This is a genomic window from Streptomyces sp. NPDC004065, assembly GCF_044903565.1.
GTDB lineage: Bacteria > Actinomycetota > Actinomycetes > Streptomycetales > Streptomycetaceae > Streptomyces.
Genome location: NZ_JBJDQT010000031.1, coordinates 97,313 through 112,540, shown reverse-complemented (window position 1 = coordinate 112,540; position 15,228 = coordinate 97,313). Strand labels below are relative to the sequence as shown.

13 protein-coding genes are annotated in these 15,228 nt (G+C 74.2%); 9 read left to right on the top strand and 4 right to left on the bottom strand.

Features of this window, described 5'->3' with window-relative positions:
• Positions 1-199: 199 nt before the first annotated feature.
• Positions 200-2,284, bottom strand: a complete 2,085-nt coding sequence (locus ACI2LW_RS27920) for a DUF1996 domain-containing protein (RefSeq protein ID WP_404733999.1) — start codon at positions 2,282-2,284, stop codon at positions 200-202.
• A 440-nt stretch (positions 2,285-2,724) separates the two neighbouring features.
• Between ACI2LW_RS27920 and ACI2LW_RS27915 the strand changes: the two genes are divergently transcribed.
• The 7 genes from ACI2LW_RS27915 to ACI2LW_RS27885 all read left to right on the top strand — a co-directional run bounded on the left by ACI2LW_RS27915 (position 2,725) and on the right by ACI2LW_RS27885 (position 9,200).
• Positions 2,725-4,350, top strand: a complete 1,626-nt coding sequence (locus tag ACI2LW_RS27915; RefSeq protein ID WP_404733992.1) for a multicopper oxidase family protein — start codon at positions 2,725-2,727, stop codon at positions 4,348-4,350.
• 28 nt (positions 4,351-4,378) lie between these two features.
• Positions 4,379-5,065: a hypothetical protein gene (locus ACI2LW_RS27910; RefSeq protein ID WP_404733991.1), complete on the top strand. Its 687-nt coding sequence runs from the start codon at positions 4,379-4,381 to the stop codon at positions 5,063-5,065.
• A 165-nt stretch (positions 5,066-5,230) separates the two neighbouring features.
• Entirely contained in the window at positions 5,231-5,509 is a 279-nt protein-coding gene (locus ACI2LW_RS27905; RefSeq protein WP_404733990.1) for a ferredoxin, read from the top strand.
• Positions 5,499-6,893, top strand: coding sequence for an NAD(P)/FAD-dependent oxidoreductase (locus tag ACI2LW_RS27900; protein WP_404733989.1), 1,395 nt, complete (start codon positions 5,499-5,501; stop codon positions 6,891-6,893). Before ACI2LW_RS27905 ends, ACI2LW_RS27900 begins: the two co-directional genes overlap by 11 nt.
• A gap of 90 nt (positions 6,894-6,983) precedes the next feature.
• Positions 6,984-8,222 carry a cytochrome P450 gene (locus ACI2LW_RS27895; protein ID WP_404733988.1) on the top strand — a complete coding sequence of 413 codons (1,239 nt, stop codon included), beginning with the start codon at positions 6,984-6,986 and terminating at the stop codon, positions 8,220-8,222.
• A 182-nt stretch (positions 8,223-8,404) separates the two neighbouring features.
• The gene (locus ACI2LW_RS27890; protein WP_404733987.1) at positions 8,405-8,626 is read left to right on the top strand and encodes a hypothetical protein; all 222 of its coding nucleotides are present in this window, start codon (positions 8,405-8,407) and stop codon (positions 8,624-8,626) included.
• 103 nt (positions 8,627-8,729) lie between these two features.
• The gene (locus ACI2LW_RS27885; protein WP_404733986.1) at positions 8,730-9,200 is read left to right on the top strand and encodes a hypothetical protein; all 471 of its coding nucleotides are present in this window, start codon (positions 8,730-8,732) and stop codon (positions 9,198-9,200) included.
• A 29-nt stretch (positions 9,201-9,229) separates the two neighbouring features.
• Here ACI2LW_RS27885 and ACI2LW_RS27880 read toward each other — a convergent pair whose 3' ends face one another.
• The 3 genes from ACI2LW_RS27880 to ACI2LW_RS27870 form a co-directional block, all read right to left on the bottom strand.
• Entirely contained in the window at positions 9,230-10,198 is a 969-nt protein-coding gene (locus ACI2LW_RS27880) for a pyridoxal-phosphate dependent enzyme (protein ID WP_404733985.1), read from the bottom strand.
• Positions 10,195-11,073 (bottom strand): PAS domain-containing protein, encoded by an 879-nt coding sequence (locus ACI2LW_RS27875; protein ID WP_404733998.1) that lies wholly within the window; start codon positions 11,071-11,073, stop codon positions 10,195-10,197. The genes ACI2LW_RS27880 and ACI2LW_RS27875 overlap by 4 nt, the downstream gene beginning before the upstream one ends.
• A 143-nt stretch (positions 11,074-11,216) precedes the next feature.
• The gene (locus ACI2LW_RS27870) at positions 11,217-12,227 is read right to left on the bottom strand and encodes a phosphotransferase (protein WP_404733984.1); all 1,011 of its coding nucleotides are present in this window, start codon (positions 12,225-12,227) and stop codon (positions 11,217-11,219) included.
• Between the two features lie 164 nt (positions 12,228-12,391).
• On the opposite strand from ACI2LW_RS27870, the gene ACI2LW_RS27865 reads away from it, so the two are divergent.
• A complete protein-coding gene (locus ACI2LW_RS27865) occupies positions 12,392-13,282 on the top strand; it encodes a hypothetical protein (protein WP_404733983.1) in 891 nt (296 codons plus the stop codon).
• Positions 13,283-13,559: 277 nt separating this feature from the next.
• Positions 13,560-14,723: a glutamate--cysteine ligase gene (locus ACI2LW_RS27860; RefSeq protein WP_404733982.1), complete on the top strand. Its 1,164-nt coding sequence runs from the start codon at positions 13,560-13,562 to the stop codon at positions 14,721-14,723.
• The last annotated feature ends 505 nt before the right edge of the window (positions 14,724-15,228 follow it).

Below are 15,228 nucleotides of genomic sequence, written 5' to 3'. Positions count from 1 at the left end.
CTGCTCCACGCCCGGACCCACGGCGGAGGCACGGTCCCGGCACCACCCCCGGCGCTCCCCCCCCCCCCCCCCCCCCCGGGCCCCCCCCCCCCCCCCCCCCCCCCCCCGGGGCCCCCCCCCCCCCCCCCCCCCCCCCCCCCCCCCCCCCGCCGCTGTTTCCCGTCGCCGTCCCCCGGAACGGATGCCGGCGCAACGGTCGTCAGACGGTTCCGCGCCTGATCCGGCGCAGGAGCAGGAAGCCGGCGATCAGCAGCACCGCTCCGGCCGCCGCCGGCCACAGCTGGGTGCCGGTCTCGGCCAGGCTGCCGCCCGCCGTCTGCGGTTCGGTCTGGTTGCCGGCGGGCTGGGCGTTGCCGGCGGGAGCCGGTGTCTGGGTGGGCGTGCCCACCTCGCCGCCGGTGCCGTTGCCGTTGTCCGAGCCGCCCGATCCGGCGCCCGCGCCGCCCTTCCCCGTGTCGGGGGAGGTGTCGGACTTGGGCTCCAGCGTGCCGGGGGCCGTCGAGGGCGCCGTACCCGAACCGTCGTCACCGGGCTGCGCCGGCGGGGTGTCACCCCGGCCCTGACCGCCGTCCTTGCCGCCGTTGCCACCGTCGTCCTGCCCGCCGGGCGTCCCGGCCGCCGGCGGCTGCTCGGACTGCTGGGGCGGCTGCGGCTGCTCGGACTGCTGGGGCGGCTGCGGCTGCTCGGACTGCTGCGGGGGCTGCGGCTGCTCCGACTGCTGCGGGGGCTCGGGCTGTCCGGTCGGCTCCGCACCGCCCTGGCCCGCCCCGGCACCGCAGGTGCGGCCCTCGTTGATGCAGTCGACCATCTGCCGCATCAGGTCCTCGTCGAAGACGTTGATGAAGTCGCCGTGGTCCGTGACCGGCTTGTGCAGCTGCTCGGGGAAGGAGTCCACCGCGAACAGCGGGGTCGTCCGGCCGCCGTCCTGCAGGCTCGGCGCGTCGATGTCGTAGACGATGCGCTGCACCAGCTGCGGGATGGCCTTGAAGCCGTCGGGGCAGTTGCCGTCGGCGTCGGCGAAGGCGACGTGCGTGCGGTGATTGGCGCTGTCGATGTTCCGGCCGTCCCAGCAGCTCTGGAACCGGAAGGTGCGGACCACGTCGCTGCCCTGCGGGCACAGCGGGTACTTGTCCTTCAGCTGCCGGTCCTCGAAGCCGGTGCAGCTCCAGGAGGCGTTGGCGTTGGCCGGGCCGTTGACGAACGCCTTGGCGTCACCGGTGATGATGCGCAGGAAGCGGGGCATCTCCGTGACCTTGCCGCGCGGGCTGCCCTCGAAGGTCAGGGTGACCTGCTTGGGCGTGACGATCTTTCCGGCGTTGCCCTCGGTACCGCCGCCGGGCGCGTTCGCGTCCCGCTCCTGGGTGCCGTCCTGCAACCGCACCACGGGCCAGTAGTACGTGGACTTGTCGCCCTTGTCCTCGCAGCTCGTGTCGCCGCCCGCGAGGTCCCCGTCGCTGGCGAAGGCGTTGTTGGCCTGGTTGCCGACGTAGTCGTGGAAGTGGTGGGCGCCGTTGGTGACGCCGGGGGCGACGATCACGTTGTCCGAGTTGAACACGCCGTTGGCGTTCACCCCGCAGCTGGAGCTGAAGCTGCCGCGTGAGGCGTCGCCCTGCTCGTCCGGCTTGCGCACGTTGGGCTGCACCGTGGTGATGTCGACGTAGTCCGCGGCCACGGGACCGTTGCCGGCCTGCCCGCCATTGCCCTGCTGGCCCTGACCCTGCTGGCCCTGCTGGCCCTGCTGGCCCTGCTGCTGTCCGTCACCGCCCTGGTTCTGGCCGCCCTGGTCCTGACCACCTTGCCCCTGACCGTTCTGATCCTGACCGTTCTGGTCCTGACCGTTCTGGTCCTGACCGTTCTGGTCCTGGCCACCCTGCCCGCCGTCACCCTGACCGCCGGACCGGCGCAGGTCGCAGGCCGCCATGGAGTCGAGTCCCTCGGGACGGTCCCCGACGCGGTCGATGGCGTCGGCGATGCGTCCGAGCGTGGCGCCGCGCTGCTCCTTGAGCGGATTCATGATCGTGTCGTTCACGGAGCCGGCGTCCTGCTGCCCCGTGCGCGCCGCGTTCTGCACCTGCTGGTAGGCCTTGGCGATCTGCCGGTCCAGTTCGGCGAGTTGCTCGTCGACCGTCGCCTTGGCCTGCTCCGGCACATCGGTGAGCCGGGTGCCGACGTCCGGGCAGTCGATCGTGGTGCCCGCACCCCAGCGGTCGCCCGGGGCCGACTTCTCCACTGCCTGTCCGCCCCACGTGCCCTCGGTGGCCGAGGCGTAGACGTTGGCCACCATCAGCCCGCCTCCGCCCAGCATCAGTCCGACCGCCGCGATCGTGGCGCGGCGCGGGCCTGTGGGTCGTCTGCGCGTGTTGCGTCTCACGGAACTACTCCTAGGCTTGTGGCCGGTCCGGGCATGGGAATCCCCCCGTCCCATACGGAGTTGGACGGGAGGATGTTCAACCGCCCCGGGAATTCTCAGCAACCTCATGCCTTGCCTGCATCGACCGGGCTCGCCACCGCGTCCGCGAACAGGCGCCCGCACGCCGGGCTTCCCACATCGGGCACGCGCGCGCACGACGGGGGGCGCACGGACGGCGGCGCCCGAACGGTGGAATCCCCGGCGTCGCGCCCGGTCCGACGCGACGTCATGAGCGGGAATTTTCGCCGCCGTGATCGGCAGACGCGCCGCACCACTTCTCCCACATAACGTCGGAAAACGTGTGTTATTCAGTCATGCACACACATACGCGGCGAACCTTGCTCAGCGCCTCGCTCATGGCGGCCGGCTCGGGACTCCTTGGCGCCTGTTCAGGGACCGGCTCGTCCCCGCGTCCCCGGTCGCAGTGGGGGTCCACGCGGGGCCCGGGGACAGGTGGCGCCGGCCTCGCGCCGCACCATTTCGTCCCCAGGGGACCCAAGGGGTATGTGAACCCGTCCGACCCCGAGGTGCTGGCCGCCGAGCGCAGGCGCGGGCCGGGAGCTGTGCACACGTACCGGTTCACCGCCGCGGAGACCTCGCTCGACCTGGGCGGCCGGACCATCAGGTCGTGGGCGTACGGCGACACCGTGCCGGGCAGGGCGATCCGGGTGACCAAGGGCGACGTGCTCGACCTCACCCTCACCAACCACCTCCCGGTGGCGACGACGCTGCACTCGCACGGGGTGCGCCTGCGGTGCGACATGGACGGCGTGCCGGAGCTGACCCAGGCGAGCATCGAGCCCGGCGCCGACTTCAACTACCGCTTCACCGTGGCCCACCCGGGCACCTACCTGCTGCACTCCCACTCCGGAGTCCAGCTCGACCGCGGACTGTACGCGCCGCTGATCGTGGAGGACCCCAGGGAGCCGTTGAAGTACGACAAGGAGTGGCTCGTCGTCCTGGACGACTGGGTGGACGGCGTGGACGGCTCCACACCGGACGCGGTGCTCGCCCAGCTGCACGGGGGCAGGATGCCGGCGGGCATGGACATGGGCTCGGGCGGCGGGCACGGGCCCGGCGCCCACGAGGCGGCCAAGGGGCCCTCGCGCGTGCTGCACCACTCCCACAGCGACATGCTGCACAGCATGGGCGGCCATGTGGACTATCCGTACTACCTCGTCAACGGCCGTCTCCCGCACGCGCCCACGGTGTTCGGGGCGCGGCCCGGCGACCGCATCCGGCTGCGCATCGTCAACGCCGGGGCGGACACCGCCTTCCGGGTGGCGCTGGGCGGCCACGAGATGACGGTGACGCACACGGACGGCTACCCGGTCGAGCACCGGCGGACGGACGCGCTGCTGGTGGGCATGGCCGAGCGCTACGACGTGGTGGTCACCGCCGGGGACGGGGTGTTCCCGCTGGTGGCGCTGGCCGAGGGCAAGAAGGGCAGGGCGCTGGCCGTACTGCGCACCGGCGGCGGCAAGGATCTGCCGTCCCCTGACGTCCGTCCGTCCGAGCTGGACGGACGCGTGGTGCCGGCCCGGCGTCTGGTGCCGCACGAGTCGGTCGCCTTCCGCGAGCGTGATCCGGACCGGCAGATCCGCATCAGACTCACCGGCAACATGAAGAAGTTCAACTGGGAGTTCGACCACCGGCCGTACTCGGTCGAACAGCGCCACCCCGTCCGCGCGGGCGAACGGGTGCGGCTCACCCTCATCAACGCCACCGACATGTGGCACCCCATGCACCTGCACGGCCACACCTTCGCGCTGATGGGCCTCAACGACGTGGGGACCCGCAAGGACACCGCCATCCTGCTGCCGCACCGCAAGCTGGTGGTGGAGTTCGACGCCGACAACCCCGGTCTGTGGATGCTGCACTGCCACAACCAGTACCACTCCGAGTCCGGCATGATGACCGTGCTCGGTTACCGCAAGTGACCGGGGCCGGGCGGGAGACGGACGGCGCATGGCGCGGGTGACGACCGGACAGGCGCGCCGGGCGCTCGAGGCGCCGCGGGCCGCCGGGCTCGCGGGGGTGCTGTTCGCGCTGCTGCTGGCGGCGGCCATCGTGCTGATCCGGCTGGGCATCCCGCAGGGCGCCGACGCCGTGACCGCGCGGGGGTTCACCGACCCGGCGCGGCGCGAGGCCGTCCGGGCGGCGCTCGCGCTGATGCCGTTCGCGGGGATCTTCTTCCTGTGGTTCCTCGGCGCCGTACGCGCGCACGTGGGGGAGGCCGAGGACAAGTTCCTGGCCACCGTCCTGCTGGGCAGCGGGCTGGTCTTCGTCGCCACGCTGTTCGGGGCCGCCGCGGGAGCCGCCGCCGTGCTCGCCACCGCCCAGCCGGCCACGGCCGCGCCGGACCTCGCCTCCTGGAACTTCGGCCGCCACTTCGCCTATCTGCTGCTGACCGGCTACGCCATGCGCATGGCCGCGGTGTTCACCTGCGTCCTGTCGTCGATCGGCAAGCGCATGGGGGTGCTGCCCCGCTGGCTCACCCTGCTGGGGTTCCTCACCGCGCTCGCCCTGCTGGTCATGGCCTCCAACGTCCCCTGGGCCGAGCTGGTGTTCCCCGCGTGGTCGCTGGTGCTCAGCGTGTACATCCTCGTGGTGAGCGGCCGGCGCCGTGACGTGGCGGACGCGCCCGCGGCCTGAGCCCCGCGCGGAGGCGGCCGCCGCCCGTCACTCCTTCGGCGGGTCCGGGCGGGCGGCGGGCCGGGCGGGGCCCGGATCCTGGCACAGGGAGGATGACCACCGTCCGAGGGCGCCCCGTGAACGGGCGGTACCCGAGGACCTGGCCGCCGGAAGGGCGGGACACCGATGAGGCTTGTCGTCGATCTCAACAGGTGCCAGGGATACGCCCAGTGCGCGTTCCTCGCACCGGACGTCTTCACCCTGCACGGCGAGGAGTCGCTGGTCTACAACCCGCGGGCGGGTGCGGAGCAGCGGGAGAAGGTGGCGCGGGCGGTCGCCGCCTGCCCGGTGCAGGCGATCACGGTCGACGGACTGGACGGCGCGGACACCCCCGCGGCCGCGAACCCCGCGGGCTCGGGCGCGGGACGGGCCGGGGCGGGGCAGGAGGCGGGCGATGGGCGCTGAGGAATTCCACGAGTGGCTCAGGCGGGAGGGCCGCATCGTCGTCGTGGGCGCCTCGCTGGCGGGTCTGCGGGCCGCCGAGACACTGCGCGCGGAGGGCTTCACCGGCTCCCTCACCATGATCGGCGACGAGCCGTACGCGCCGTACGACCGGCCTCCGCTGTCCAAGGCGGTGCTCCTCGGCAAGGCGGCCCCGGACCGCACCGAGCTGCCCCGGCGCCGGGAGATCGACGCCACCTGGCGCCTCGGCGTGGCCGCGACCGGGCTGGACATGACGGCCAAGCGGGTGCGGCTGGCGGACGGCGACGAGGTGCCCTACGACCGGCTGCTCATCGCGACCGGGGTGCGCGCCCGGCCCTGGCCCAAGGAGGAGGAGGCCCAGCTGGACGGGGTCTTCGTGCTGCGCACCCGGGACGACGCGGTGCGCCTGCACCGGCGGATGACGGGGCCGCCGCGCCGGGTGTTCGTGATCGGCGCCGGCTTCACCGGCTCGGAGATCGCCTCCGCCTGCCGCGACCGGGGCATCGAGGTCACGGTGGCGGAACGCGCGGACGCGCCCCTGGTCGGCGCGCTGGGCGGGGTGATCGGCGCGGTGGCCGCGGAGATGCACCGCGACAACGGGGTGGACCTGCGCACCGGTGTCATGGTCACCGGTCTCCAGGGCGACTCCACGGGCCGGGTGCGCACGGTCCACCTGTCCGACGGCAGCGTGGTCGAGGCGGACGTCGTGGTGGTCTCGCTGGGCGCGACCCGCAACACCGACTGGCTGGCCGGCTCGGGGCTGGGCGCCGGTCCGCGCGGCATCGCCTGCGACGCGGGCTGCCGTGCGTTCGACTTCCGCGGGATCGTCACCGACGACGTGTTCGTCGCCGGCGACGTCGCCCGCTCCCCGCACCCGCTGTTCGGCTACCAGTTCCTCTCCCTGGAGCACTGGGGCAACGCGGTCGCGCAGGCGGAGATCGCCGCGCACAACATGATCAGCCCCAGCTCCGGCCGGCGTCCGCACATCTGGGTCCCGGCCTTCTGGTCCTCGCAGTTCGGCGTGAACATCAAGTCGGTCGGCGTGCCCAGCATGGGTGAGGAACTCATGGTCACCCAGGGCTCGCTGGCCGAGCGCCGGTTCGTGGCCGTGTACGGCTACCAGGGCCGGGTGATCGCCGCCGTGAGCTTCGACAACTCGCGGTGGCTGGAGTTCTACGAGCGGCAGATCGAGAGGGGCGCGCCGTTCCCGGTGGAGTACGCGACGGTGGACCGCCGCCCCGAGGGGCGCAAGCCGGTCCCGGCCGACTTCCCCGACCCGTCCCTGCCGACGCACGGCCCGACCGTGACCCTCAGCGGCTACTCCCCGGCCGACCGGCGCCTGGTCTTCGCCCCGGCCCGCCACTGAGCCCGGGCCGGCCGCCACCTCTCCTGGCCGCCCCGCTCCGGCCGCCCCCACCCCTGGCCTCCCCCACGGACCGCTCCTCAAGGACTGCTCATGACGCACGCCTCGCTCCTGCGCCGGATCACCGACTACGCCAACCGCGCCGACCCGTACCCGCTGTACACGGAGCTGCGCAGAACTCCGGTGCTGCACGAGGAGGAGGGCGGCCCGTACGTCATCAGTTCGTACTACGACATCCTCGCGCTGCTGCACGACCCGCGGATCAGCTCCGACGCGGCCAACCTGACCGCCGCCGGCGACGACGAGTTCGGCGGGGCGGAGGCCACGGGGCTGCCGCCCAGCTTCATCCGGCTCGACCCGCCCGAGCACGACCGGCTGCGGCGCATCGCCAACAGTTCGTTCGGCCCGCCGCACCGGCCGCGCCGGATCGACTCCATGCGCGAGGAACTCGGCCGCATCGTCTCCGAGCTCATCGACGGCTTCGGCGACGCCTCGGAGATCGACCTCGTGGACCAGTTCGCCTACCCCTTCCCGGTGACCGTCATCTGCCGGCTGCTCGGCGTGCCCCGGGAGGACGAGCCGCGCTTCCGCGCCTGGGTCGACCCGCTGGTGGCCAGTCTCGACCCGGACACCCGCAAGGGCGCCGACGCCGAGTTCCAGCGCACCGCGCAGGAGGCGCGGATGCAGCTCGGCATGTACCTGGCGGAGCTGGTCGAGCAGCGCACCAAGGAGCCCCGCGACGACATGCTCTCGGACCTGGCGGCCAGTCAGGGCCCGGAGGGGAGCATGTCGATGATGGAGGTGCTCAGCACGGCCGTGCTGCTGCTGATCGCGGGCCACGAGACCACCGTCAACCTCATCACCAACGGCATGCTGACCCTGCTGCGCCACCCCGAGGTGCTGCGGCGGCTGCGCGAGGACCCGGGACTGTCCGTCAACATCGTGGAGGAGCTGCTGCGTTACGAGCCGCCGGTGCAACTGGTGCCGCAGCGCACCTGCATCGCCGACATCGAGCTGCGCGGCGTGACGATCCCGAAGGGCTCGCGGATCTGGCTCGTCCTGGCCGCGGGCAACCGGGACCCGGAGCGCTTCACGGACCCCGACCGCTTCGACCCCGACCGCGGGGACATCCAGCACCTCGGCTTCGGCAGCGGCATCCACAGCTGCTTCGGCGCGCCGCTGGCCCGCCTGGAGACCCAGTTCGCGCTCGCCGCGCTGGCCCGCCGCCTGGACGACCCGCGCCTGGTCGAGGACCCGCCGCCGTACCGGCGGAACGCGGTGCTGCGCGGCCCGCGCCATCTGCGCCTGGCGATCGACGCGGTACGCCCCTGAGCCCCGCCCGCGGGGAACGCACGGGGCCCCGGCGTCCGCCCGCAGCGGGGCGGGAGCCCTCCGGAACCTCGGCTGCGGAGGGTGAGGAACCGATTACTTCAAAGAATTTCTGGACATCCTGGAAAAATCAACCAAAAATGGTGTGCATTCGCTCGCCGCTACTACGAGGAGCCCGCCCCCGCATGGCGTACGGAGCCCCCCACAGTCCGACCCCGAATCCCCACCCCGATCTGCGTCGCGCCCGCGACTGCGAGCACTGCCTGGGCTGGGGAACCGTCGTCACCCGGGACGGCGGCCACGAGCTGTGCGACACCTGCCAGAGCAACGACGGCGAACTGCCGCCGGCCGCCCCCGCCGGACTTCCCTGGCAGCCCGACGCCGCCCGCCGGCGGCCCGCCGGGTGAGCCGCGGCGCGGTCCTTTCGAGGCACGGTCCGTTCGAGTGGTGCGCCCCACCGCACGGTCGTAGCGTCATTACGGGGTCAGGCCACGTCGACCGGGAGCGGAGATGCGTACACACACCCTGCGGACTGTGATCACGCTCTGTGCCGCGGCCCTGCTCACCGCGGGTCCGGCACCGGCCTCCGCCGCACCGGCGGCGTCGCCCCCGGCCGCACGCGAGCAGGCCGGACGGCAGCCCCGGCAGCCGGTGCTCGTCGACTGCCTGTGGCACCCGCGGACCCAGCCCGGCGCGTTCATCCTGGCCTGCGGTGACGGCAACAGCCGGCTCTCCTCGCTGGGGTGGACGCAGTGGAACGCACAGGCCGCGGTGGGCCGGGGCGTGAACCTCGTCAACGACTGCAAGCCGTACTGCGCGGCCGGGAAGTTCCACTCCTATCCGGTCCTGGTGCGGCTGGAGCGGCCCGCGCCGTGGAAGAAGGACCCGCAGGTGCGGCGCTTCACGCAGCTCACCCTGGTCTTCACCGGCGCCCGGCCCGAGGGCTACGACCGCGTGGTGACCTACCCGCTCTGGGACTGAAGGGTCAGCCGCGCCCGGGACGGAAACGGTCAGCCGCGCAGGATCCGCGTGAAGCGCTCGGTGTCGATGTTGCCGCCGGAGACTACGACGCCGACCCTCGGCGGCAGACGGTCGATCCGGTGCGCCAGGAGCGCGGCGAGGGCGCTCGCGCCGCTCGGCTCGACCACGATCTTCAGCCGTTCGAAGGCGAACCGCATCGCCTCGCGGATGTGATCGTCGCCGACCAGGGCGATGTCGTCGACCAGGCGGGAGTTGACCGAGAAGGTCAGCTCTCCGGGGATGTCGGCCGCCTGGCCGTCCGCGATGGTGCGCGGCACCGGGACGGACACGCGCCGTCCGGCTTCGAGGGAGCGCTTGGTGTCGTCGCCCTGCTCCGGTTCCACGCCGACGACGCGCAGCCCGGGCAGCAGGCCCTTGCCCGCGATCGCGCTGCCGGCGATCAGGCCGCCGCCGCCGACCGGGACGACCAGCGCGTCCAGGTCGCCGGCCTCCTCGATCAGTTCCAGCGCGGCCGTGCCCTGCCCCGCGATGACGTGCGGGTGCTCGTAGGGCGGTATGAGCGACAGACCGCGGTCGGCGGCGAGCGCCTCGCCGATGGCCACGCGGTCGCCGGTGTAGCGGTCGTAGGTGACGATCTCCGCGCCGTAGCCGGCCGTGGCCTCGCGCTTGGAGCGGGGGGTGTCCTCCGGCATGAGGATCACCGCGCTCGTGCCCAGTTCACGGGCGGCGAGGGCCACCGCCTGCGCGTGGTTGCCGGAGGAGTACGCGGCGATGCCCCTGGCCAGCTGCTCGGGGGACAGCCGGGAGGCGGCGTTGTAGGCGCCGCGGAACTTGAAGGCGCCGACCCGCTGGAAGTTCTCGCACTTGACGAGGACCTCCGCACCGACCAGGGCGTCCAGGGTGCGCGAGCGCAGTACGGGGGTGCGGTGCGCCACCCCCTTGATGCGCTCCGCGGCGTCGCGGACGTCCTCGAGGGTGACGGGCGGGGTGTACGTCATTGCGGTGCTCCATCCTGGTTCGGTGCGGTGGGCCCGGGTCCGGCCGCGCCGGACGCCTCGGCCCCGTCGGGTGCCTCGCGGTCGCCGGGTGCGCCGGCCTCGCCGGGTGCCTCTCTGTCGCCGGGTGCGCCGGCCTCGCCGGGTGCCCGGCGGTCGCCCGGTGCGCCGGCCTGGGGTGCGGCGCCGGCCGGGCCGGCGGACGCTCTCGCCCTGGCGAGGTAGTCGTAGGCGGACGCCCGGGAGATGCCGAGGCGCCGCGCGACCTGCTGGACGGCGCCGCGCACGGCGAACACGCCCTGCTCGTCCAGGCCCCGGAACAGCTCCAGGCGCTCCGCCCGGCCGAGGCCGGACCACTGCCGCTTCGCGCGCAGCTGGTGGGCGTCGACGATGGCGTCCACCACGGAGCCGATGTCGTCGGTGAAGGTGGTGGCCGGCACCGCGGCCGGGCCGCCGGGGCCGCCGGGGCCCCCTAGACCGCCGGCGAGCTCGCCGAGCAGGGTGTGCGCCTGGCCGACGGCGGTGATGTCGAGGTTGACGCACAGCGCGCCGAACACGGCTCCCGAGGAATCCCTCAGCAGCATGGTCGAGGCCTTCACCAGCGTGCCGTCGCCGGTGCGGGTGAGGTAGTTGAGTGCGTCGGACGCCTCGTCGCCGCGGGCGAGCAGGCCCATCCCGATCTCGCTCATCGCCCCGCCGACCGTGCGTCCGGTGACGGTGCCGGCGATGGCGACGACGGAGTTCTCCGGGCGGCGGAAGTCGTGCAGGACCACCTCGCAGAACGAACCGAGGGTGGCGGCGAGGCCGTCCACGACCGGGGTGAGCGCGGCCAGCACCGCGTCCGCCTCACTCGTCGTCACACGCCCCTCCCCCTCCAGCGCCCTTCCGCACCCGGCACACCGCCGACGCTCCCTGGACGCACAGTCTATGCCATTGGACTGAACGTCCAAGGGGGTGCGCGGGCGAGCCTGAGAGGGGTCCACGGCCGAGCACGAGGCGGGCCCGGGGCGGGCCCGATCCGTCAGAGGGGCGGCTCGGTGAGCAGGTGCAGCAACGAGCGACCGCTCTGCTGCGCGAGCGCCGCGTCCGGCACGGTGGAGAACACCCGGCCCCAGGAAGCGGCCCGGCCCAGCGCGCCGAGACGCCAGGCCGGACGCACCGCACGGCGCAGCTCCGCGGGTGTGCGGCCCGCGCCGGTCCACGGCTCGAGGTAGGCGTCCAGCAGCCGGGGCAGCACCTCGGGGCCGTGGCGTTCGAGGGCCGCCCGGGCCGGCACGAGCAGACCGCGGAACGGGTGGCCGACCGACGCGTCGCCCCAGTCGAAGAAGGTGAACCTTCCCGGCGCCGGACGGAACAACTGGCCCGCGTGCAGATCGGCGTGGTCCAGCGTGTCGGGCACACCGGCGGCGGCCAGTTCCGCGCACCACTGGAGCAGTCGCGGCCGCTGGGCGTGCAGCGCGCGGCGCTCCTCGGACCGCAGCCCGCCGGCCGCGGAGACCGCCTCGAGCAGCCGGTCGAACACCTCCGGCAGTGCGGCGGTGCGCGCGGCGGGGACACCCAGCCGCCCGATGGCGTCCGTGTGCGGAACCAGGGCGCGTTGCACGAGCGCGTACTGCCGCAGCACGTCCTCCCACACCCGCGCGTCGTCCACCCGCCGCTCCTCGATCGCGGTACGCAGCAGCGGGCCGCCGTCGGGCAGCAGCGACCAGCCCCGGCCGGCGTCGACGGCCAGCGGCTCCAGGACGTGCTCCGGCACCCAGCGCGCCAGCTCGGCGCCGAGTGCGGCCTCGAAGGCGCTGCCGGGCGGGTTGGCCTTGAACCACACCGGCCCCGCGTCCCGCACGGACACCCGCAGCAGAACGGACCACGGCCGCAGCCGTACCCGCCGTTCGCCCGTCGTCCGCAGCCCACGCGCGGCGAGCCGGTCCTCCACCCACTCCAGAGCGGCGCTCCGCCACACCGTGTCGTCCCAGGGGGTCACCACATCGGGGTACTGACCCCGGTCCACGCCCGCCGACGCCGTCTTCCGCATCGCGCCATGCCGGCACAGCGGTCCCATGGGCCTCCACTCATTTCCCGGGCCGCGCGGCGAGGCCGGAGCAACCTCGCCCGCCCGTCCGTACTATCTGTGCACCACGGCAGTACGTGTGACAGACCGCACGGCACGGTCGGCATGACCCAGGAAAGGTCGCCCGCATGTCCGAGAAGACCATCCCCGCCACGGAACTGACATCGCAGTACATCGCCCAGGTGACCGCCGACCTCGAGGCGAACGCCAAGGAGCAGGAGCGCGTCGGCCTCGAGATCGCCGCGCTCCAGGACCGCCTGACGGCGCTTCAGCACGACCGGTCCGTGCTGCTGAACATGCGGCAGGCGCTCGGCGTCGACACCGCACCGGACCGGCCCGCCGCCGAGCCCGCCGCCGAGTCGGCCGCACCCGCCGTCCCCTCGCCCCGTGGACGGCGAGCGGCCGGGAGCCGGACCGCGAGGACCGCCGGGGGCACCGGCCGGCGCACCGCGCGCAAGCGGTCCACGGACGAAGGGGGCGCACCCGGTCGGACCGCGGACCGGAGGACCGGGGGCCAGCGGAGCACGACCGGGCGGGGCGCGGCCGAGCGGGGCACGGCCGGGCGGGCCTCTGCGCGGCGGACCCCCGGGAAGGGCGCCGGCGGCAAGGGCGCCGGCGGTGCAACGGCGGCCGAGGCGGCGCGGCCCACCCTCGTGGACCTCGTCCGCGCACATCTGGCCGGCCGGCGGGAGCCGCGCTCCGCGGCGGAGGTCGCCGCCGCCCTCGGTCACGAGCACCCCGAGCGGACGATCAAGACGACGGTCGTGCGCAGCACGCTCGAGGGCCTCGTGGCCAGGAACCAGGCCCACCGCAGCAAGCAGGGCAGCTCCGTCTTCTACAGCGCCTCCGACGACAGCGGCCCCGCGGCGCCGTCACCGGCCACCACCCCGGCGAAGGGGACGGACCGCCCCGACGGAGCCGACGGCCCCGGCGGAGCCGACGGCCCCGGCGGAGCCGACGGCCCCGGCGGGGCGGACGGCAGCGGCGGGGCGGACGGCAGCGGGCAGTCCGCCGGCTGAGCCACCGGACACGCCGTCCACCCGCCTCTCCACACCCCTCCTTCCACGACCGTCACCTTCCGTCACCCCCCGTCACGCCTCGCTCCCCTCCGCTCCCTCCTGCTCCCTTCCGGCGCTCCTATGTGAACTGGGCGACGTGAACTGGGCGACAACACATGTTGTCCTCATGCTTGCGACGTCGCCGATCGGGCACTCGGTGACCCCGAGCCGCACGGTCCCGACCGGGACCGGTCCGACCGTGGGGCCGGGTGACCGTGAGTGAGCGCAAGGGGCAGACGTGACGTTGCGGATCGGGGCAGAGGAAGAGTTCCACGTCCTGGACGTGGAGAGCGGGCGGCTGGTGCCGCGCGCCCGCGCCGTGCTCGACCGGCTGAACAGACCGGGTTTCACCACCGAGCTGCAACAGTCGGTCGTGGAGAGCAACAGCGGGGTGCACCACACCCTCGACGACCTGTACGCGGACCTGGCGGGCGCCCGGCGGCGCCTGGACGCCGCGGCCTCCTCGCTCGGCCTGGCCGCGGTCGCGGCCGGCACCGTTCCGCTGGCCCGCGTCACCTCGCGCGACGTCACCGCCAACCCCCGCTACCGGCACATGGTGGACGAGTACCGCAGGGTCGCCGACGAGCAGCTCATCTGCAGCGCGCAGGTGCACGTCGACGTACCCGACCGGGACACCGCCGTGCGCGCCATGTGCCTGGTGTCGCCGTGGCTGCCGCCGCTGCTGGCGCTGTCCGCCAGTTCCCCGTTCTGGCTGGGGGCGGACACCGGTTACGCCAGCTGGCGCACCATGCTGTGGCAGCGCTGGCCCACGGCCGGGCCGGCCGGCTGCTACTCCGGCGCCGACGCCTACGACAGGGCCATGGACGAGCTGATCCGCTCGGGCGTCATCTCCGACGCGGGCATGGTGTACCACGACGTACGGCCCTCCGCGCACCAGCGGACGCTGGAGCTGCGCATCTGTGACGCCTGCCCGCGTGTGGAGACGGTGGTGCTGGTCACCGGCCTGTTTCGGGCCCTGGTCCAGGACGCGTGCGACCGGCTCGCCCGTGGTGAGCCCTCCCGGTGCGACGGCCACCACGAGTGGCTGCGGGCCGCCGCCTGGCGGGCCGCCCGCTCGGGCCTGGAAGGTCCCCTCGTCGATCCGGTCACCCGTCGCGCCGTACCCGCCCGCGTGGCCCTGCACGGCATGCCGGCCCGGCTGCGCCCGGCGCTCGAGGCGTCCGGCGACTGGGAGACGGTCCGCGACCTGCTGGCCCGCGCCCTGGCCGAGGGCAGCGCCGCGCACCGGCTGCGGCGCGCCGCCGAGGGCGAGGACCTGCTCGCCAGCATCGACCTCATGGTCGCCGAGACCCGCGGCGCGCCCTCCCCCCGGCCGGCGCCGCCGGCGCGGGCCGTGCGCACCCGCCGGCCCAGCCCGGTCGTCGGGGGCACCGGCGTCTGAGGGCCGCCGGCCGGGTCCGCGGCGGCCCCGCCGTCCCGCGGTCCCGTGGCCCGGGTCCCGTACGGGCCGCGCGGTGTGCCGGCGCGTCGGGCGGTTCCCGCCGTACGCCGACGCCGGCACCCGCCGAGGCGGTCGCCGAGGCTCCCGCTCCGGGCCTCCCGTCCCCCGGGGCCGCGCGAGGGCCCGGGTCCCGGAAGGCTCCCGGAACGCCGATGACCGGCCGGGCATCCGCCCGGAACATCCGGAACAACACCCAGAACACCCAGAACACCCAGAACACCCAGAACACCCAGAGCGCGCAGAAGTGCAGAACGTAAGGAGAGTCGTCACCGCCATGTCCCACGATCCCGCTGCTCCGACCAGCTCCGCCCCGACCACCGCGGCGGCCCCGGGCGCCGGCGGCCCGGCCGCCGCGTCCACCGCGGGGACCGCCGCGGCCGCACGCCGGTCCGCGCCGCCGGCCCGCGGCGGGACCCCGCCGGCGACGGCCGGGGACGACGCCGAG

Coding starts and splice junctions, on each gene's coding strand:
- ACI2LW_RS27920 (WP_404733999.1), bottom strand. CDS start 2,284: ATGGTGGCCAACGTCTACGCCTCGGCCACCGAGGGCACGTGGGGCGGA.
- ACI2LW_RS27915 (WP_404733992.1), top strand. CDS start 2,725: ATGCACACACATACGCGGCGAACCTTGCTCAGCGCCTCGCTCATGGCG.
- ACI2LW_RS27910 (WP_404733991.1), top strand. CDS start 4,379: ATGGCGCGGGTGACGACCGGACAGGCGCGCCGGGCGCTCGAGGCGCCG.
- ACI2LW_RS27905 (WP_404733990.1), top strand. CDS start 5,231: ATGAGGCTTGTCGTCGATCTCAACAGGTGCCAGGGATACGCCCAGTGC.
- ACI2LW_RS27900 (WP_404733989.1), top strand. CDS start 5,499: ATGGGCGCTGAGGAATTCCACGAGTGGCTCAGGCGGGAGGGCCGCATC.
- ACI2LW_RS27895 (WP_404733988.1), top strand. CDS start 6,984: ATGACGCACGCCTCGCTCCTGCGCCGGATCACCGACTACGCCAACCGC.
- ACI2LW_RS27890 (WP_404733987.1), top strand. CDS start 8,405: ATGGCGTACGGAGCCCCCCACAGTCCGACCCCGAATCCCCACCCCGAT.
- ACI2LW_RS27885 (WP_404733986.1), top strand. CDS start 8,730: ATGCGTACACACACCCTGCGGACTGTGATCACGCTCTGTGCCGCGGCC.
- ACI2LW_RS27880 (WP_404733985.1), bottom strand. CDS start 10,198: ATGACGTACACCCCGCCCGTCACCCTCGAGGACGTCCGCGACGCCGCG.
- ACI2LW_RS27870 (WP_404733984.1), bottom strand. CDS start 12,227: ATGCGGAAGACGGCGTCGGCGGGCGTGGACCGGGGTCAGTACCCCGAT.
- ACI2LW_RS27865 (WP_404733983.1), top strand. CDS start 12,392: ATGTCCGAGAAGACCATCCCCGCCACGGAACTGACATCGCAGTACATC.